The organism is Streptomyces liangshanensis (genome assembly GCF_011694815.1).
In the GTDB taxonomy this organism is placed as follows: Bacteria; Actinomycetota; Actinomycetes; order Streptomycetales; family Streptomycetaceae; genus Streptomyces; species Streptomyces liangshanensis.
Genome location: NZ_CP050177.1, coordinates 1,465,771 through 1,484,730, shown reverse-complemented (window position 1 = coordinate 1,484,730; position 18,960 = coordinate 1,465,771). Strand labels below are relative to the sequence as shown.

Below are 18,960 nucleotides of genomic sequence, written 5' to 3'. Positions count from 1 at the left end.
CGCCGCGCCCGGACTCGTACGGCTCAGCGCCGTCCCGCCCGGGACGCCACCGCGACCGTCATCAACTCCGCGTCGAACAGCGAGGCGTCGGCGAGCCGAGCGGCCGACGCGTACGCGTTCATCATGATCTTCGTCGTCCGCAGCGCCGCGGCGGACCTGCGCACCAGCGGCCTGGTCCACCGGTCGACGGCGTCGTCCAGCTCCGCCACCGGGACCACCTTGTGGAGCAGGGACAGGTCCGCGGCCCTGGCGGCGGTGAAGTTCTCGCCGGTCATGAGGAGTTCACGCACGCGGGCGGCCCCGGCCTCCTGGATGAGCCGGGGCAGCGAGCCGCCCCACGCGGGGGGCATGCCGAGGGCCAGCTCGGGCAGCCGGAAGCGGCAGTCCTCCGCGCCCACCCGCAGATCGCAGAACACGGCGAGCGCCACCCCCGCGCCGATCACCCCGCCGTGCACCCGGGCGACGGTGGCCACGTCGGAGGTCGCGAGCGCGTCGCAGACCATGCGGGCCTTGGTGCCGAGTGCGCGAAGCCGTCCGTCCGCGGGATCGTTCGCGATGATTTTGGCGAACTCCGCGCGGTCGGCGCCCAGACAGAAGTGGTCCCCGGCCCCGGAGAGAACCAGGACCCGGACATCGGGCCGGTCGGCCAGCGTGCCCAGTACGGCGAGCAGTTCGTCGAGCATCAGTCCCGATACCGCGTTACCGGTTTCCGGACTGTTCAACTCCACTCCTAGTACGGCCCCTTCGTGAAGAAGACGAAGGGTCTTGAAATCGCTCATGCGGGATCAACTCTCATGACTCGACCACGTGCAGGGCGGTGAGCCGCCGGAATGCCACCCGGGGCGCCCACTCCGGCTCACGGCTGACCCTCAGGTGCGGAATGCGCCGCAGCAGACCCGTCAACAGGGTGGTGGCCTCCAGCCGGGCCAGGGGCGCTCCGAGGCAGTAGTGGATTCCGCCGCTGAAGCTCAGATGGGTGGCCTTGCGGCGGATGTCGAAGATATCGGGGTCCGTGTGCTGGGCGGGGTCGTGGTTGGCCGCGCCGACCATGAGGTGGACCATCTCGTCCTTGGCGACCGGCACCCCCGCGAGGGTGAGGTCGTCCCCGGCGACCCTGCTCACCACATGGGTCGGCGAGTCGTAGCGCAGGACCTCCTCGACCGCCCCCGCGACGTGCTGGGGGTGCGAGCGCAGCCACTCCATCTGCAACGGGTGCTCGGAGAGCAGCCAGACCATGGTGGACAGCAGGTTGGAGGTGGTCTCCAGCGCCGCGAGGACCACGAACAGGGCGAGGAAGTAGACGGCCTCGTCGGCCGCCTCGGGGTCGGGCTCCAGGGCGTCCCAGGTCCGGATCCAGCCGGAGACGGGGTCGTCGCCGGGTGTCTCGCGGCGCCGCGCGACGAGCGCCATGAAGTACTCCCGCAGCCCGGCGGTCGCGGCGTCCGAGAGCGCGAGCTGGCTGGCCGAGGGAAGCAGTTCCTGCGCGAAGACCTGGTCGTGCGTGAATTCCCGCAGCAGCGCGAAATCACCGGGCGGAATTCCCAGCCACCCGCCGATCGCCATCACGGGGAGTTCTTCGCTCACCAGCGCGCTGAAATCGGCCTCGCCGCCGTTCCGCAATGCGCGCGAGAGGCGGTCGAGCAGGTTGTCGGTGGCCTGCTCGACCATGACCTTGATGGATTCCAGGGACTTCCGGTCGAACATGTTGCCCGCCGACCGCCGCACCTTTGTGTGGTGCGGGGGATTGAGCCCGGGAAGGGTCTTGCTCATTTCGCGGGAGGATGCCGCGGTCCAGCGGGTCCCGGCTCCCTGCCGGGCCCGCCAGTCGCCGTCCGGCACCAGCCAGGCCTTGTTGCGCAACACCTGGTCGCAGAGTTCGAAGGAGGTCAGGAGTTGTCCGCCCCAAGGCGCCGGAATGATGTTTCCCATCGACCGGAGTTCCGCATAAAGAGGGAGAGGGTTGCATTGTCCCCCCGGTTTACGCAATCGCGAGAAGAGCGAAACGACGGAACGCCGGTCGAAGGGCGGGGTAACGGCGCGCGGGGCAGCAACAGCTGGCTCCACAATGACTCCTGCTTTCATCAGGTCAGGGGAGAATCGCCAGTCCTGTCTACCCGTGTCGCCGAACGTTTATACGAACGGAAAACTATGCGGAATGTTGTTAATGTCACACCTTCCACCAACCGAGGAACCCGCTCCACCAGCTACCCTTCTCCGGCCCGTGGTGCGCGGGACGGGTCGGGGCATTCCCGGCGGAACGGCCCGCCGACGGGACCGGGGCCGCGGCCCTCTTCTTCTCGGTGCGCACCGGCGTGAAGCGGGCGGGCAGCGAGCTGAGCGCGCGGTGGAAGGGCCCGGGACGCCAGGTGAGGTGGTCGGCGGGCACGGACAGGTCGATGTCCGGCAGGGTGTTGAGGAGCTTCTCGATCGCCAGGACGGCGATCAGCAGCGCCGGGTCCTTGGCCGGGCAGGCGTGCGGGCCGGCCCCCCACGCGAGGTGGGCCCGCTTGCTGAGCGTCTGCCGGCTCATCGACAGGCTGGGGTCGGTGTTGGCGGCGGCGAAGCTGATGAGCACCGGGCTGCCGGCGTCCAGGGCGCTCCCGGACAGGTCCACGTCGTACACGGGGTAGTGCACGGCGTAGTTGGCCAGCGGCGGGCCGTTCCACAGGACGTCGTTGATGGCGTCCTCGACCAGCATGCCGGCGGCGTGCTGGTCACCCGCGTACTTGGCGTCGGACAGCATCAGGCGCAGGGCGCTCGCGATGACGTTCTGCATCGGCTGGGTGCCCGCGGCGATGAGGGTGACCAGCTGGTGGATCATCTCCTCGTCGGTCAGGTTCGCCTGGTGCTGCATCATCCACGAGGTGACGTCGTCGCCCGGGGTGGTCCGCTTGAGGGTGACCAGCTCGATCAGAGCCTCCGTCAGCACCTCGTTCGCGTTCTCGGCGTCCACCCCGTCGAATATCCCGGAGGTGCCGAAGACGAGGCGGTCGCCGATCTCGGCCGGGCAGCCGAACAGGTCGTTGATGACGAGCAGGGGCAGCATCTGCGCGTAGTCGCTGACCAGGTCGGCCCGGCCCCGGCCGCTGAACTGGTCGATGAGGTACGCGGCCACCCGCTCGACGTGACGGCTCAGCCGGTGGGTGTCCACCCGCGCCATGCTGTGCGTGACCGCCTGGCGGAGCCTCAGGTGGTCGGCGCCGTCCGAGAACAGGCAGTTGGGGCGGTACGCCATCATCGGCACGACGGGGCTGTCCGGGGGGACCAGCCCCTCGTTGAGGGCGCGCCAGCGGCGGGAGTCGCGCGCGAACACGTCCGGGTTCTGGAGGACGTGCAGGGCGGCGGCGTAGTCCGTGACGAGCGTGGCGTCCACGCCGGGGGCCAGCTCGACCGGGGCGGCGGGGCCGAACTGCCGCAGATAGCTGTAGAAGCCGTCCGGGTCCGCGGCGAACTCCGGCCCGTACAGGGGCACGCTCTTACCGCTGTCGTGCGCGGGGCAGCCGGGCGGCGGAGCCTGGAATTCCGAATGAGATTGCATGCCTGGGACTCCTAGTTGAGGCGCGACTGGAGATAACGGACCAGTACGATGAGGGAATTGGCGGACGACCGCTGGTCACGCGCGTCGCAGGTGACGAGCGGTGTCTCGGGGAGCAGGTCGAGCGCTTCCCGGATCTCGTCGTCGGAGTGGCCCGGAGTGCCGTCGTCGAACCGGTTGACGGCGATGGCGTACGGAATGCCGTACCGCTCGACCAGGTCCATCACGGGGAAGGACTCCTCCAGCCGGTTCGGGTCGACCAGGACCAGGGCGCCGAGGGCGCCGCGTGACATGTCCTCCCAGACCTGGACGAACCGCTGCTGTCCCGGGGTGCCGAACAGGTAGAGCACCAGCTTCTCGCTGAGCGTCAGCCGTCCGAAGTCCATCGCCACGGTGGTCGTGGTCTTGCCCGGCGTGCCCTTGAGATCGTCGATCCCCGCGCCCGCCTGTGTCATGACCTCCTCGGTCCGCAGCGGCGGGATCTCGGACATCGTCCCGATGAAGGTCGTCTTTCCCACCGCGAAATGACCGACCACCAGGATCTTGGCCGCGGTCTGCACCGAATCGCGCAGGTAGACGCCGTCAGCCGAAGCGAGCTTGGAGCCCATTCAGCACCTCCTCGAGGATTTGCCTGTCGACACGTTTGGCCGGAGGTATGGGAGCACGGGTGTAGAGGTAGCCCTCCGCGGTGAGATCGTGCAGAAGGATTTTGACGACGCCCACGGGCAGGTGGGTGTGCCCGGCTATCTCGGCGACCGAGAGGAAACCGCCGGAACACAGCTCCATGAGACGCCGCTTCTCGGGGTCGAGAAACCCGTTCTGCGGGGCGTTCTCGGACACCGTGATCAAAGTGATCAGTGAGAAATCGTTGTCATCGAGCAGCTCGCGACCGTTTGTGATCACATACGGTCGCACTAATGGAGTGGTTTCTTGTTCCAGCTCGGGCTCGTCCGGTGTTGTCATGCTTTCACATCCTCCCGAGGGGGACTGGTGAGCGCCTTGCCGAGCTGGCCCACCAGCTGCTGCATGCGGAAGGTGATCTCAGCCATGTCGACTTCGGGCGAGGCGGAGACGGCAAGATAGGCGCCCTCTCCGGCCGATATCAGGAAGACCCAGCCGTGGTCGAATTCGACCAGGGTCTGACGCCACTGGGGACGCTGATGATCGGGGCTGCCGCAGAAGTCGGCGACCGTACGGCTGAGCGACTGCATTCCGCTCATCGCGGCGGCGACGGTGTCGGCGTGGTCCTTTCCGACATCCTTCGAACGGGCCATGAGGAGGCCGTCCGCGGAAACCAGAATGGCGTGACGTGCTTCGGGCACTTCCAGAGCACTGTCAAGCATCCACGAGAGATCGTAGTTCACTGCGCCTCATGCCCTTCACTGCTGGTATTGGTGGAACGACGGCCCGACTGGGTGCCCCGCTGGAACGCGCCCATCACGGACGCCGCCTTCTCGCTGTCGCGGGCGGGCGCCTCCGGTGCGCCGCCCGCCGTCGGCACGATGGAGATCGCGCCGCGCCGGCGCCGCTTGGGCAGGCCGCCGAACGTGGTGGAGGGGGCGGCCGGGGAGTCCGCGAACGACGTGTCGTCGTCCGTCGCTTCCTGTTCGGACGGCAGCGGGGAGGAGCGCGGGGAGGAGGCGGCCACGGCTGGAATCTCCTCGGGCTCTGGCATGGACGTGAGCAGGTCGTCGGGGAGCAGCACCACCGCGCGCACCCCGCCGTACGGCGACGTGGAGTCGACGGAGACGCTGAAGCCGTACCGGGCGGCGAGCACGCCGATCACCGTGAAGCCGAACTGCGGGGGGTTCCCGAGACCGGAGACACCGGGCGCGCGATCGCTCGACAGGAGCTTGGCGGCCCTGGCCTTCTCCTCCTCGTTCATGCCGACACCGGCGTCGTCGACGACGATGCAGACACCCTTGGGAACGGGCCGGATGTTGATCTCGATCATCGTTTCCGGCGCCGAGTAACTGGTCGCGTTGTCCAGCAGTTCGGCCAGGGTGAGCGCGACCGGTTCGACGGCGCGGCTGACGATGGCGAAATTGCTCTGGGCCCGGATCTCCACTCGGGTGAAGTGGCGGATACGGCCCTTGGCGCTGCGGACCACGTCATAGAGGGACGCCGCGGCGCGCTGCCGGCCGAGCCATCCGTCGCAGAGCACGGCGATCGACTGCGCACGCCGGGCGAACTGCGAATTCATGTGGTCGATGTCGAGGAGATCCTGAAGAATCTGGAGCTCGCCGTACTTGTCCTGAATCTTCGTGATCGCGAGCTGCTGCTCGCTCGCCAGACCCTGAAGGGTCCGCATGGCGGACTTGAGAGCCGTCTTGGTGGCTTCCTCCGCGCGGTCCTTGGCCTCTTCCACGGCCTCGGCGTAATGGTCCTCCAGATTCGCGTAGTGTCGCTTGAGTTCTTCCTTCTCTTTCCGCAGCTCGGCGACTGACTTGCGACCACGAATGATCGCGGTCGCGGCCACGGGGGTTCCAGCGATAAGTCCCCAAAGCGCTGGATCCTGAAAGTATTGCGTCATAGGGCTCTCTTCGGGCGAATGGGCAACCAGGTGCGGACATGAATGCACGGTCGGCCGCGCGTGCTCGCCTGCCGGACAGCCGTGAAAGGCCCGGCTAATGGCATAGGTCTCCCCCGGATGTGGCGGATTCTGGGCCGGTGCGCGGAATATCTTTATGCCTTAGCAGGTTTTCCTACCGCTTGGCAAGCGTGGCGATCTTAGCACCACGAGATGGGCGGGCCACCCATACCGTTCTGTGCCCTCTTTTACCCATCTGACGGATATTCAGCAACGGTCCGCATTTGCGGCCATTGGGTGTCCGGGTGCGGGCCGCTAGGGTGCTGTGCATGCCCGACACACCTGTGGATCCCGGCACACCCGCGGATCCCGGCTCCCCCGACCGCCGGGGGCCGCTCCGCTATCTGTGGTGGCTGGTGTGTGCCCAGCGCGGGCGCGTCCTCGCCGGCGCCCTGTTCGGCTCGCTCTGGATGATCGGGCTGGCCCTGTCGCCCTACCTCCTCTCCCGCGCCGTCGACGACGGGCTGCGGGCGGGCGACCGGACGGCGCTCGCCGGCTGGACCGGAGCCCTGTTCGCCCTGGGCGCGGCCAACGCGTGGGTGGGCCTCATGCGGCACCGGACCATGACCAGGGTCCGGATGGACGCCACCTTCCGTACCGTACGGGTGGTCGTGGCGCACGCCACCCGCCTCGGCGCCGCCCTGCCGCGCCAGGCGTCGGCGGGGGAGGTCGTCACCATCGGGATCGGTGACGTCGCCGCGATCTCCTGGTCGATGACCGTCACCGGGCCCGGGATCGGCGCGGTCCTCGCGTACCTCGTCGTGGCCGCGCTCCTCCTCGCCGTCTCCCCGCTCCTCGCCCTGGTCGTCCTCCTCGGGGTGCCGCTGCTCGCCCTCGCCGTGGGCCCGCTGCTGGGACGGTTGCAGGGCGCGGAGGGCGCGTACCGCGAACAACAGGGCGCCCTGGCCGGGCGGTTCGTGGACATCGTCGGCGGCCTGCGGGTCCTGAGCGGTCTCGGCGGCAAGGACGTCCACGCCGCCCGCTACCGGCGCGACTCGGAGCGGCTGCGGGAGGAGGGCTACCGCGTCGGGTCGGTCACCAGCTGGATCGACGCCCTCGGACCCGGCCTGCCCGCGCTCTTCCTCGCCGCCGTGACCTGGCTCGCCGCGAGGATGGCCGCGCAGGGGACCATCTCCGTGGGGGAGTTGGTCGCCGTGTACGGGTACGTCGCCGTCCTCGTCGTCCCCGTGGCGTTCTTCGTCGAGGGCGGCTACCAGGTCACCCGCGGGATGGTGGCCGCCCGCCGCGTCGTCCGGTTCCTCGGCCTGGAACGCGACCTCGTGGACGCGGCGGACGCCGTGGACGCGCCCCGCGGGCCCGCCGTGCTCCACGACCCCGCCTCCGGCGTCGAGGTCACGCCCGGCACCCTGACCGTCCTCGTCGGCGCCCGCCCCGCGGACTGCGCCGCCGTCGTCGACCGGCTCGCCCGCTTCGCCGGCTCGGACGCCACCTGGGGCGGCACCCGCCTCGACGTGACGGCCCTGCCCCAGGTCCGCGAGCGGATCCTCGTCGCCGACAACGAGGCCGACCTGTTCGCCGGAACCCTGCGCGACGTCCTCGCCGGCCGCGAGGACCGCGACGAACAGGCCCTCACCCGGGCCCTGTTCACCGCCGCCGCCCAGGACATCGTCCTCGGGCTGCCGGACGGCGCGGACTCGGCGATCGACGCGGGCGGCCGCAACCTCTCCGGCGGCCAGCGCCAACGCCTGCGACTGGCCCGCGCGTTGCTCGCCGACCCCGAGGTCCTGCTCGCCGTCGAACCCACCTCCGCCGTCGACACCCACACCGAGGCCGCCGTCGCCGCCCGGCTGCGCGCCGCCCGCCAGGGCCGTACCACCCTGGTCACCAGCACCTCACCGCTGCTGCTCGCCCAGGCCGACACCGTCTGCTTCCTCACCGACGGCCGGGTGACCGCCGTCGGCACCCACCAGGAACTCCTGCGCGGCGACAGCGGATACCGGGCGGTCGTCTCGCGCGGCTCCGACGCGTACGTCGAGAGGAAAACCCCATGACCGCCCGGCAGTTGCCCGTCGCCACGCCCCGCCAGGTCCGGCGCGCGGCGCTCGGGCTGATCCGCCGGGACGCCGTCGCCTTCAGCGCGCTGCTCCTCCTCAACGCGCTCGCGGCGGCGGCCGGGCTCGTCAGCCCCTGGCTGCTCGGCCGCATCGTCGACGCCGTCGACGCGGGGGAGGGGACACGGGCCGTCGACCGGTACGCCCTGGTCATCGTCGTCTGCGCGCTCGCGCAGTTCCTCCTCACTCGCCAGGCCCGGTTCGTCGGCCACCGCTTCGGCGAACGCACCTCCGCGAGGATCCGGGAACAACTGGTCGACCGCGCACTCGCCCTGCCCGCCTCGGCGGCCGAACGCGCGGGCACCGGCGACCTGGCCGCCCGCGGCGCCGCCGACGTCCCCCAGGTCAGCACCACCCTGCGGGACGCGGGACCCGACGTGTTCATCGCGAGCCTCCAGATCGTGTTCGTCCTCGGCGCCGTCTTCGTCCTCGACGCGCGGCTCGGCCTGTGCGGGCTGCTCGGCCTGATCGGCATCTGGTGCGTCACCCGCTGGTACCTGCGCCGCGCCCACGGCGGCTACCTCGCCGAGGGCGCCGCCAACTCCGCGATGGCCGAGGTGCTTTCGGCGACCGCGGCCGGCGCCCGTACCGTCGAGGCGCTCGGCCTCCGGGAGCGGCGGATCGCCGCCTGCCACGAAGCCGTCGAGCACTGCCGGCGCACCCGCACCCGCACGCTCTTCCTGCGCAGCGTGCTCTTCCCGGTCGTGGACGTCTCGTACGCCGTGCCGGTCGTCGCCGTCCTCCTCGTCGGCGGGGCGCTGCTCGACCGCGGCGCCGTCCCGCTCGGCACGGTCGTCGCCTGCGCCCTGTACCTGCGCCAACTGGACGGCCCGCTCGACACGATCCTGCGGTGGGTGGACCAACTCCAGAGCAGCGGGGCCTCGTTCGCCAGGATCGAGGGACTGGGCCAGGAACCGGTCACCGCCCCGGGACCCGGCCCCGCGCCCGCCGGCGACCTGATCGAGGTGTCCGGCGCCCGGTACGCCTACGACGGCGGCCGGGACGTCCTGCACGGCGTCGACCTGACGGTACGGCCCGGCGAACGGCTCGCCCTGGTCGGCCCGTCGGGCGCCGGCAAGTCCACCCTCGGCCGCCTGCTGGCGGGCATCGACCGGCCGCACACCGGCGCCGTCACCGTCGGCGGCGTCCCGATCGCCGCCCTGGGGCCCGACGAACTGCGCCGCCAGGTCGTCCTGGTCACCCAGGAGCACCACGTCTTCGCCGACACGGTCAGGGACAACCTGCTGATCGCCGCCCCGGCCGCCACCGACGACGAGCTGTTCGCGGCGCTCCGGGCGGTCGGCGCCGACTGGGTCGGCGAACTGCCCGGCGGCCTGGACACCGGACTGGGCGCCGGCGGCACCCCTACCGACGGCGCGAGATCCCAGCAACTCGCCCTGGCCCGCGTGGTCCTGGCCGACCCGCACACCCTGATCCTCGACGAGGCGACCGCCCTGCTGGACCCGGCCACCGCCCGTCACACCGAACGCGCGCTGGCCGCCGTCCTCGAAGGCCGCACGGTCATCGCCATCGCCCACCGCCTGCACACCGCCCGGGACGCCGACCGGGTCGCGGTCCTGGACGGCGGCCGGCTGACCGAACTGGGCACGCACGAGGAGCTGGTGGCGCGCGAGGGAGCCTACGCGGCCCTCTGGCGCTCCTGGCACGGCGAACCGCCCACGCGGACCCCGCACCCCCGGCCGCCGGGCGACCGGTCGGATTCGATCACTCTGTGATCACGAATCGGCGGGCGGCCTTGTGTCCGGCACCGGCCGCCCTGTACGAAGATCTTCCACGGTGATCTTCCCCAGTGATCCTCTTCGAGCCCGAGAGAGCACGTCGTCACGATGCCCGCAGCGCCCGCGCCCACCCGTCCGGTCGGTCACACCGGTGTCGGTGGGGTCAACTGGTCGGCCAGCCAGGTCGGTACGCCACCGAGGAGCCGGAAGAGACGCCCGGCCTCGGCGCGCAGCCTGGTCGCCTCCGGTTCGGGCTCCGCGTCGGCGAGCGCGGCGAGGGCCGGGGCCGTACCGACGAGATAGCCCAACTCCTCGCGGATCCGCAGCGATTCGCCGAAGCCGTGTCTCGCCTCCGCCAACTCGCCCTCACGCAGGGCCAGCCCGGCCAGATGCCGCCAGGTGAAGGAGAGCAGCAGGGTCTCCTCGTGGGCCGTGGCGGCGGCGTGGGCCCTGCGGTACGCGGCGCGGGCGGACTGGGGCGAGTCGGCGACGTGCTCGGCGAACAGCCCGCGCCGGAAGTCGAGCAGGGCGCGGCCCTGGGCGCTCGGGTGGATCAGCGCCGCCGCACGGCTGAGCGCGGCGCGCGCCTCGTCGGCGCGGTCGCGCACGTGGAGGACCGTGGAGGCGTAGGCGAGATGGCCGCGTTCGCAGGCGGCGGCGCCGCGTTCGCCGTCCTCGCGGGCCGTGGCCTCGGCGACCCGGAGCGCGTCCTCGGCCTCCGCCCAGCCCTTCGCCGTGAACAGACATCGCTCGACGAGCAGGGACGCGCGCTGGAGCGCGGGGGCCGGGTCGGCGGCGTGCGGTGCGAGCAGGGCCGCTGCGTCGGTCCAGCAACCGCGCGAGCGCAGCCGCCATACCGCGGTCTGGAGTGGGTCGTCACCGGCAGTGGTTCCGGAACCAGACATGGCGGTATGCGCCACATTGCCCTCCCCGAGCGCGCCATTGTGCTGTTGGGTGTGGACGCATCTCAGCACGGATCGGCACGCTGGGCCAAGAGGACAGGTGAAAAATTTCACAATGCCGTGGTCGGTGGTGAGGGCAACGAAGTGCCGGGGACAAGGGCGTTACGCCGGTCCCGCCGGCGGGGGCGCCACCCCTCGCGGGGCTGTCACCTGGGGGGACGGCCGGGAAACGGGGGGTGTCGGGTCGTGCGGAGGGAAGGCTTCCGGCCGGTCCCGCGGCCTCGTTCGATCTCCTGAGGATCCTGGCGTTCTCGGCGGGTGACGGCGGTCAACACGGCACGCGGTGACGGTCCGCGCGCCGGCCTCGGCGCTCAGCTCATCCGCAGCGCGAGGAAGAAGTCCAACTTGTCCTCCAGGCGGGACAGGTCGCGGCCGGTCAACTGCTCGATGCGGCCGACCCGGTAGCGCAGGGTGTTGACGTGGAGGTGCAGCCGTGCGGCGCAGCGGGTCCAGGAGCCGTCGCAGTCGAGGAATGCCTCCAGCGTGGGGATCAACTCCGCGCGGTGGCGCTTGTCGTACTCCCGCAGGGGGTCCAGCAGCCGTGCCGTGAACGCCCGTCGGACGTCGTCGGGGACGAAGGGCAGCAGCAGGACGTGCGAGGCCAGTTCGTGGTGCCCGGCCGCGCTGACCCGCCCCGGCCGCGCCGCCGCGACGCGACGGGCGTGCCGGGCCTCCTCCAGCGCGCCGCGCAGTCCCTCGGCCGAGTGCACGGCGGCGCTCACGCCGAGCGTCAGCCGCCCGTCCTCCCCGAGCCCGGCCCCCAACGTCCCCCGCACGGCCCCCAACAAGGCCTCGGCGTCCAGCCCGGGCCGGTGATCGACCGCGACGTCGGCGGCGGCGGCGCCCGTACCCGAAGCACCCGGACCCGCAGCGCTCGCCTCCGAGCCACCCGCAGCGCCCGCCTTCGAAGCGCCCGTGCCCCCAGCGCCCGCCTCCGAGCCACCCGCACCCGAAGCGCCCGCCCCCAAGTCCGTCGCCGTCCAGGCCAGCGGTACCAATGCGATCGCCTCGCCGTCCGCATGGGCCACCGCGATGCGGTCCGACAGGTCCGTCCCCGGCGCCGTCCCCGGTGGGGTGCGGTCGGTCAGGATCTCCTCCAGGACCGCCTGCGCGACGGGACCCGCCGCGTGCGCCGACCTCTCCTCCCCACCCGCCCACTCCACCCGGGCCACCACCACCTGCCAGTGCGGAGCCGCCCCCACCCCCGGCAGCAGCACCGGTGCGGCGACCCGCAGGCGCGCCGCGATCTCCGCCGGGGCCGCCCCGTCCTGGACCAGGTCCACGACCTCCTGGGCGAGCCGCCGCCGTACCGTACGCGACGCGTCACGCCGGTCCCGTTCCACCGAGATCAGCTGCGCCACCCCCTGGAGCAGGTCCAGCCGCTCCGCCGGCCACTCGCCCGCGTCCGCCTCGACGGCGAGGAGCCAGTCCGACAACACGGTCTCGCGCACGTCCTTGACGGCGGCCGGCGACGCCCCGCGCCCCGGGTCCCCGATCGGGAAGAGGGAGTACGCCGTCCCCGCGACGGTCACCCGATAGGGCGACCTCCGTCCCGAACGGGTGGCCGCCAGATGCTCCGCCGCCAGCGCCGCCGCCCGGGACGCGGCCAGCGGCGCGCCACCGCCCGCGACCTGCCGCCCGGTCGGCGTCAGGACCCACGCCCGCAGGTCCAGGTCCGAGGAGAGCAGGCCCAGCACCACTTCGGGCCCCCCGCCCGCCGGCCCCGACGTCATCAGCCTGCGGTGCCGGTCCACCACGGCCGCCAGATCCCCGGCCCGCTCCCCGGACACCTGCCGGACGACGTGCTCGGTGATCGTCGCGAAGGCCACGTCCTCCCGTACCGCGAACAGCGGCAGCCGGTGCCGTACGCACGCCGTGACCAGGTCCTCCGGGATGTGCCCGAGCTCCGCCTCACCCGCCGCGAGCCCCGCGACCCCGGCCGCGTCGAGGATCCGTACGAACGGCTCCGAGTCCTTCGGGGCGCGCCGCCAGGCGAGACCTGTCAACACCAGTTCGCCGCCGGACAGGTAGCGGCTCGGGTCCCGCAGATCGGTGGTCATGACGCCACGGACACCGCGGTCCAGCTCACCCGCGCCGCCCAGCAGCCGCAGGCCCAGCGCGTCGGTCTCCAGCAGTGCGCGCAGCCGCATCTCTTCGCCGCCGATCTTTCTCGTCAATGTCGCGAGCCGATTTCATGAGCTGATTTCGTGAGCCGACTCCGGGATCCGATTCCAGGAGCCGATTCCAGCAGGGAGGGAAGGGAAGCGAGGCTCGCCATTCGTTCGAATCTACAAGACGCCGCGCACGCTCGGCCAACCCCTTCATGGTTTCCGTGACTGCCCCGGGCGGCGCACTCCCGGTGTACTGGTGCGTGTACTCGCGGCACACCGCGTGAACAGTTCATGAACAGGGCCGGCCGTCCCCGCCCGATCAGGAATCGCCCGACCGCGAACGATCGAGAGGAGAGCCCTTCATGGACTTCCTTCGCCCCGCCACCTGGCAGGAGGCGCTCGCCGCCAAGGCCGAGCACCCCTCCGCCGTGCCCATCGCCGGGGGCACGGACGTCATGGTCGAGATCAACTTCGACCACCGCAGGCCCGAGCACCTGCTCGACCTGAACCGCATCGGCGAGCTGACCACCTGGCAGATCGCCGACGACCACGTCCGGCTCGGCGCCTCCGTCCCGTACGCCGCCATCATGGAGAACCTGCGGACCGAGCTGCCCGGCCTCGCGCTCGCCTCCCACACCGTCGCCTCGCCGCAGATCCGCAACCGCGGCGGCGTCGGCGGCAACCTCGGCACCGCCTCCCCGGCCGGTGACGCGCACCCCGCGCTCCTGGCCGCGGGCGCCGAGGTCGAGGCCGAGTCGGTACGGGGCACCCGCCTCATCCCGATCGACGACTTCTACACCGGCGTCAAGCGCAACGCCCTCGCGCCCGACGAACTCATCAGGGCCGTACGGGTCAAGAAGGCGGACGGACCGCAGCAGTACTCGAAGGTCGGCACGCGCAACGCGATGGTCATCGCCGTCTGCGCGTTCGGCCTGGCGCTGCACCCGGACACCCGTACGGTACGGACCGGCATCGGCTCGGCCGCCCCCACGCCCGTCCGGGCCCGGGTGGCGGAGGACTTCCTCGGCGCGGCGCTGGAGGAGGGCGGCTTCTGGGACAACGGGAAGGTCATCACCCCGTCGGTCGTCCGGCAGTTCGCGGACCTCGTCGCCGCCGCGTGCAACCCCATCGACGACGTGCGCGGCACCGCCAGGTACCGCCGCCACGCGGTCGGCGTCATGGCCCGCCGCCAGCTCGGCTGGACGTGGGAGCGGTACCGCGGCGCCGGCCGCACTCTCCGAGGAGCTGCCTGATCATGCGAGTGAACTTCACGGTCAACGGACGCCGGCACGAGGCCGACGACGTCTGGGAGGGCGAGAGCCTGCTGTACGTCCTGCGGGAGCGGCTGGGCCTGCCCGGCTCCAAGAACGCCTGTGAACAGGGCGAATGCGGTTCTTGTACGGTACGGCTCGACGGCGTGCCCGTGTGCGCGTGCCTGGTCGCGGCCGGACAGGTGGAGGGCCGCGAGGTGCTGACGGTCGAGGGCCTGGCGGAGTACGCGGGGCAGCGCGACCGCGAGCGCGGCGACGGCCGGGGCGGGGAGGGCGTTCCGGGCGGTGCCCCGGGCGGTGTTCCGGGCGGGGAGGGCGTGCGGGCGGGCCAACTGTCACACGTGCAGCAGGCGTTCATGGACGCCGGCGCCGTGCAGTGCGGCTTCTGCACCCCCGGGCTCCTGGTCGCCGCCGACGAGATGCTGGAGCGCAACCCGTCCCCGACCGACGCGGACATCCGCGAGGCACTCTCCGGCAACCTCTGCCGTTGCACCGGGTACGAGGCGATCCTCGACGCGGTACGGCTGGCCGCGGCGCGACAGGAAGAGGCGAACCGACGATGACGTCCCCCACACGTCGTACCGGCACACCCCGGACCCCCACCGGCACCCCCACGAGCCTCACCCAGGGTTCCCCTACCAGGGGCGGCATCGGCGAGTCCACCCTGCGTCCCGACGGCACCCTCAAGGTCACCGGCGAGTTCGCGTACTCCTCGGACATGTGGCACGAGGACATGCTGTGGGGCCACACCCTGCGCTCCACCGTGGCGCATGCCGAGATCCGGTCCGTCGACATCTCCGAGGCCCTCGCCGTCCCCGGTGTGTACGCGATCCTCACCTACGACGACCTGCCGACCGAGGTGAAGCACTACGGCCTGGAGATCCAGGACACGCCCGTCCTCGCCCACGGCAAGGTCCGCCACCACGGCGAGCCCGTCGCGATCGTCGCCGCGGACCACCCGGAGACCGCGCGCCGCGCCGCCGCCAGGATCCGCATCGACTACGCCGAACTCCCCGTCATCACCGACGAGGTGTCGGCCACCGCGCCCGGCGCACCCCTCGTCCACGAGGGCCGCGACGACCGCCCCCAAGGACCTCCGACAGGCTCCGGTCCAGGGGGGACCCCCTCTTCCGGCCACGTCCCCCACCCCAACGTCGTCCACCGCCAGCCCATCGTCCGCGGCGACGCGGACGCGGCGGCGGCGCGCGCGGACGTGATCGTCACCGGGGACTACGTCTTCGGCATGCAGGACCAGGCGTTCCTCGGCCCCGAGTCGGGACTCGCCGTCCCCGCCGAGGACGGCGGCGTCGACCTGTACGTGGCCACCCAGTGGCTCCACTCCGACCTCCGCCAGATCGCCCCCGTCCTCGGCCTGCCCGACAGCAAGGTCCGCATGACCCTGTCCGGCGTCGGCGGCGCGTTCGGGGGCCGCGAGGACCTGTCGATGCAGATCCACGCGTGCCTGCTGGCCCTGCGCACCGGCAAGCCGGTCAAGATGGTCTACAACCGCTTCGAGTCGTTCTTCGGCCATGTCCACCGCCATCCCGCGAAGTTGCACTACGAGCACGGCGCGACGCGCGACGGGAAGCTCACCCACATGAGGTGCCGGATCGTGCTCGACGGCGGCGCGTACGCGTCGGCGTCCCCGGCCGTCGTCGGCAACGCCTCCTCCCTCTCCGTCGGCCCGTACGTCGTCGAGAACGTCGACATCGAGGCGATCGCGCTCTACACCAACAACCCGCCCTGCGGGGCGATGCGCGGCTTCGGCGCCGTCCAGGCGTGCTTCGCGTACGAGGCGCAGATGGACAAGCTGGCGGCCGAACTGGGCCTGGACCCGGTGGAGTTCCGTCAGCTCAACGCCATGGAACAGGGCACACTCCTGCCGACCGGCCAGCGCGTCGACTCACCCGCGCCCGTCGCCGAGCTGCTCCGCCGGGTGAAGGCGAGGCCGCTGCCGCCCGAGCAGCAGTGGCTCACGGCGGGCGAGGCGCCGGACGTCCGGGCGCTGCCCGGCGGCCTGTCCAACACCACGCACGGCGAAGGCGTCGTGCGGGGCGTCGGGTACGCGGTCGGCATCAAGAACGTCGGCTTCTCCGAGGGCTTCGACGACTACTCCACCGCGCGCGTGCGCCTGGAGGTCATCGCGGGGGAGCCGGTCGCCGTCGTGCACACCGCGATGGCCGAGGTCGGCCAGGGCGGGGTGACCGTCCACGCCCAGATCGCCCGCAGCGAACTGGGCGTCGCCCAGGTCACCATCCAGCCCGCCGACACCCGGGTCGGCTCGGCGGGGTCCACCTCCGCCTCCCGCCAGACCTATGTCACGGGCGGCGCGATCAAGAACACCTGCGAGCACGTGCGGGAGAAGGTCCTCGAACTGGGCCGCCGCAAGTTCGGTACGTACCACCCCGCCTGGGCCACCGCCGAACTGCTCCTGGAGAGCGGCAAGGTCGTCACCGACGGCGGCGAGGTGCTCGCCGACCTCGCGGACGTGCTGGAGGACGAGGTGGTGGACCTGGAGCTGGAGTGGCGCCACCGCGCCACCGAGGCCTTCGACCTCCGTACGGGACAGGGCAACGGCCACGTCCAGTACTCCTTCGCGGCCCACCGCGCGGTGGTCGAGGTCGACACCGAACTGGGCCTCGTCAAGGTCATCGAACTGGCCGTGGCGCAGGACGTCGGCAAGGCGCTCAACCCGCTCTCCGTCGTCGGCCAGATCCAGGGCGGCAGCCTCCAGGGCCTCGGGGTGGCCGTCATGGAGGAGATCATCGTCGACCCGGTGACCGCGAAGGTGCGCAACCCGTCCTTCACGGACTACCTCATCCCCACGCTCCTCGACACCCCGACGATCCCCGTCGACGTGCTCGAACTGGCCGACGAGCACGCGCCGTACGGGCTGCGGGGCATCGGCGAGGCACCGACCCTGTCGTCAACCCCCGCGATCCTGGCGGCCATCAGGAACGCGACCGGGCTGGAGCTGAACAGAACACCGGTCCGGCCGGAGCACCTGACAGGCATGTGACGGCCGGCGCGGGCCACCCGCCCGCCCGGCCCCACGCACCCCCCACTCGTCCCTACCTACCTCCCTACCTAACTTCCGTTCGTTCGTTCGTCTCGGGCCGTCCCCCGGGTCGTGCAGCCCATGCGTCCATCCCAAATCCCGCGTATCCACCAGTAGTTCGCGGGTGCCCCTGTGAACCTTGGGAGCAGGCAACATGACCCAGTCGTCAGTACGGCCCACGACCACCGCCGAGGACGCCGGCAGCACCGGCTCGCGTCCTCCGGCCGGACGGTCCGGGATCGACCGCTACTTCGAGATCTCCCACCGGGGATCGACCTTCGCCCGCGAGGTCCGCGGCGGCGTCACGACCTTCATGGCCATGGCGTACATCCTCCTGCTCAACCCCCTCATCCTGTCCGGCGAGGACGTCGCGGGAGACACCCTCGCCCGGTCCGCCCTCATCACCGCGACCGCGCTCGCCGCGGCGCTCACCACCCTCCTGATGGGCCTCGTCGGGAAGGTGCCGCTCGCCCTGGCCGCCGGGCTCTCCGTGTCCGGTGTGCTCGCCGGGCAGGTCGTGCCCGTGATGACCTGGCCGCAGGCCATGGCCATGTGCGTGCTGTACGGGGTGGTGATCTGCCTCCTGGTGGTCACCGGCCTGCGCGAGATGATCATGAACGCCATCCCGCTCGCCCTGAAACACGCCATCACCATCGGCATCGGCATGTTCGTCGCCCTCATCGGACTGGTGAAGGCCGGGTTCGTCCACGCCTCGCAGGGCGGCGGCCCGGTCACCCTCGGCCCGGCCGGCCAGCTCGCCGGGTGGCCCGTCCTGCTCTTCTGCGTGACGCTGCTGCTCATCTTCATGCTCCAGATACGCCAGGTGCCGGGCGCGATCCTGATCGGCATCGTCCTCGGCTCGATCGCCGCCGCGGTCCTCAACGCCACCGGCGCCGTCGGCGCCCGGGCCTGGGGGAGCGGACCGCCCGAACTGACCGGCAGCGCGGTCTCGTTGCCCGACTTCTCGCTCTTCGGGAAGGTGGACTTCGGCGGCTGGGGGGACGTGGGCGCGATGACGGTGGGGATGATCGTCTTCACCCTGGTGCTCGCGGGTTTCTTCGACGCGATGGCGACCATCATCGGAGTCGGTACGGAGGCGGGGCTCGCGGACGAGCGGGGCCGGATGCCGGGCCTGTCCAAGGCGTTGTTCGTCGACGGGGCCGGCGGCGCCGTCGGCGGGCTGGCGGGCGGCTCCGGCCAGACCGTGTTCGTCGAGTCCGCGACGGGCGTCGGCGAGGGGGCGCGTACCGGCCTGGCCTCCGTCGTCACCGGCCTGCTCTTCGCCGCCTGCCTCTTCTTCACCCCGCTCACCCAACTCGTCCCGGGAGAGGTCGCCGCCGCCGCCCTGGTGGTCATCGGCGCGATGATGGCGCAGAACGCCCGGCACGTGGACTGGGGCGACCGGGCCGTCGCCGTCCCCGTCTTCCTGACGGTGGTCCTGATGCCGTTCACGTACTCCATCACCGCCGGGGTCGCGGCGGGCGTCATCTCGTACACCGCCCTCAGGGTGGCGCAGGGCAAGGGGCGGGAGACCGGTGCCTTCATGTGGGGGCTCACGGCGGTCTTCGTCGTCTTCTACGCCCTGCACCCGATCGAATCCTGGCTGGGCGTCTGACCCCCTC

The 18,960-nt window shown here is 71.6% G+C and carries 15 protein-coding genes; 6 read left to right on the top strand and 9 right to left on the bottom strand.

What is annotated here, in order from left to right:
* Window positions 1–23: 23 nt before the first annotated feature.
* The 7 genes from HA039_RS06475 to HA039_RS06445 all read right to left on the bottom strand — a co-directional run bounded on the left by HA039_RS06475 (window position 24) and on the right by HA039_RS06445 (window position 6,068).
* The gene (locus HA039_RS06475; RefSeq protein ID WP_167025086.1) at window positions 24–779 is read right to left on the bottom strand and encodes an enoyl-CoA hydratase/isomerase family protein; all 756 of its coding nucleotides are present in this window, start codon (window positions 777–779) and stop codon (window positions 24–26) included.
* Between the two features lie 13 nt (window positions 780–792).
* Window positions 793–2,082, bottom strand: a complete 1,290-nt coding sequence (locus HA039_RS06470) for a cytochrome P450 (RefSeq protein ID WP_167025083.1) — start codon at window positions 2,080–2,082, stop codon at window positions 793–795.
* A gap of 85 nt (window positions 2,083–2,167) precedes the next feature.
* Complete coding sequence (locus tag HA039_RS06465; protein WP_167025081.1) at window positions 2,168–3,538, bottom strand: cytochrome P450; 1,371 nt, start codon at window positions 3,536–3,538, stop codon at window positions 2,168–2,170.
* Between the two features lie 11 nt (window positions 3,539–3,549).
* Window positions 3,550–4,143: a GTP-binding protein gene (locus HA039_RS06460; RefSeq protein ID WP_167025078.1), complete on the bottom strand. Its 594-nt coding sequence runs from the start codon at window positions 4,141–4,143 to the stop codon at window positions 3,550–3,552.
* Entirely contained in the window at window positions 4,118–4,498 is a 381-nt protein-coding gene (locus HA039_RS06455) for a DUF742 domain-containing protein (RefSeq protein WP_167025075.1), read from the bottom strand. The genes HA039_RS06460 and HA039_RS06455 overlap by 26 nt, the downstream gene beginning before the upstream one ends.
* The gene (locus HA039_RS06450) at window positions 4,495–4,899 is read right to left on the bottom strand and encodes a roadblock/LC7 domain-containing protein (protein WP_167025072.1); all 405 of its coding nucleotides are present in this window, start codon (window positions 4,897–4,899) and stop codon (window positions 4,495–4,497) included. Before HA039_RS06450 ends, HA039_RS06455 begins: the two co-directional genes overlap by 4 nt.
* Entirely contained in the window at window positions 4,896–6,068 is a 1,173-nt protein-coding gene (locus HA039_RS06445; RefSeq protein ID WP_167025069.1) for an ATP-binding protein, read from the bottom strand. Before HA039_RS06445 ends, HA039_RS06450 begins: the two co-directional genes overlap by 4 nt.
* Window positions 6,069–6,394: 326 nt before the next feature.
* Between HA039_RS06445 and HA039_RS06440 the strand changes: the two genes are divergently transcribed.
* Together HA039_RS06440 and HA039_RS06435 are read left to right on the top strand one after the other, a co-directional pair.
* A complete protein-coding gene (locus HA039_RS06440; RefSeq protein WP_167025066.1) occupies window positions 6,395–8,137 on the top strand; it encodes an ABC transporter transmembrane domain-containing protein in 1,743 nt (580 codons plus the stop codon).
* Complete coding sequence (locus HA039_RS06435) at window positions 8,134–9,933, top strand: ABC transporter ATP-binding protein (RefSeq protein WP_167025063.1); 1,800 nt, start codon at window positions 8,134–8,136, stop codon at window positions 9,931–9,933. Before HA039_RS06440 ends, HA039_RS06435 begins: the two co-directional genes overlap by 4 nt.
* Window positions 9,934–10,079: 146 nt before the next feature.
* Here HA039_RS06435 and HA039_RS06430 read toward each other — a convergent pair whose 3' ends face one another.
* Both HA039_RS06430 and HA039_RS06425 read right to left on the bottom strand, forming a co-directional pair.
* Window positions 10,080–10,856, bottom strand: a complete 777-nt coding sequence (locus HA039_RS06430; protein ID WP_167025060.1) for a hypothetical protein — start codon at window positions 10,854–10,856, stop codon at window positions 10,080–10,082.
* A 353-nt stretch (window positions 10,857–11,209) separates the two neighbouring features.
* Window positions 11,210–13,048, bottom strand: a complete 1,839-nt coding sequence (locus tag HA039_RS06425) for a PucR family transcriptional regulator ligand-binding domain-containing protein (RefSeq protein ID WP_167036317.1) — start codon at window positions 13,046–13,048, stop codon at window positions 11,210–11,212.
* A 323-nt stretch (window positions 13,049–13,371) separates the two neighbouring features.
* On the opposite strand from HA039_RS06425, the gene HA039_RS06420 reads away from it, so the two are divergent.
* The 4 genes from HA039_RS06420 to HA039_RS06405 all read left to right on the top strand — a co-directional run bounded on the left by HA039_RS06420 (window position 13,372) and on the right by HA039_RS06405 (window position 18,953).
* Complete coding sequence (locus tag HA039_RS06420) at window positions 13,372–14,262, top strand: FAD binding domain-containing protein (protein WP_167025057.1); 891 nt, start codon at window positions 13,372–13,374, stop codon at window positions 14,260–14,262.
* A gap of 2 nt (window positions 14,263–14,264) precedes the next feature.
* Window positions 14,265–14,843 carry a (2Fe-2S)-binding protein gene (locus HA039_RS06415; RefSeq protein ID WP_167025053.1) on the top strand — a complete coding sequence of 193 codons (579 nt, stop codon included), beginning with the start codon at window positions 14,265–14,267 and terminating at the stop codon, window positions 14,841–14,843.
* A complete protein-coding gene (locus HA039_RS06410; protein ID WP_167025050.1) occupies window positions 14,840–17,299 on the top strand; it encodes a xanthine dehydrogenase family protein molybdopterin-binding subunit in 2,460 nt (819 codons plus the stop codon). Before HA039_RS06415 ends, HA039_RS06410 begins: the two co-directional genes overlap by 4 nt.
* A gap of 193 nt (window positions 17,300–17,492) precedes the next feature.
* Window positions 17,493–18,953, top strand: a complete 1,461-nt coding sequence (locus HA039_RS06405) for an NCS2 family permease (RefSeq protein WP_167025047.1) — start codon at window positions 17,493–17,495, stop codon at window positions 18,951–18,953.
* Window positions 18,954–18,960 lie beyond the last annotated feature (7 nt).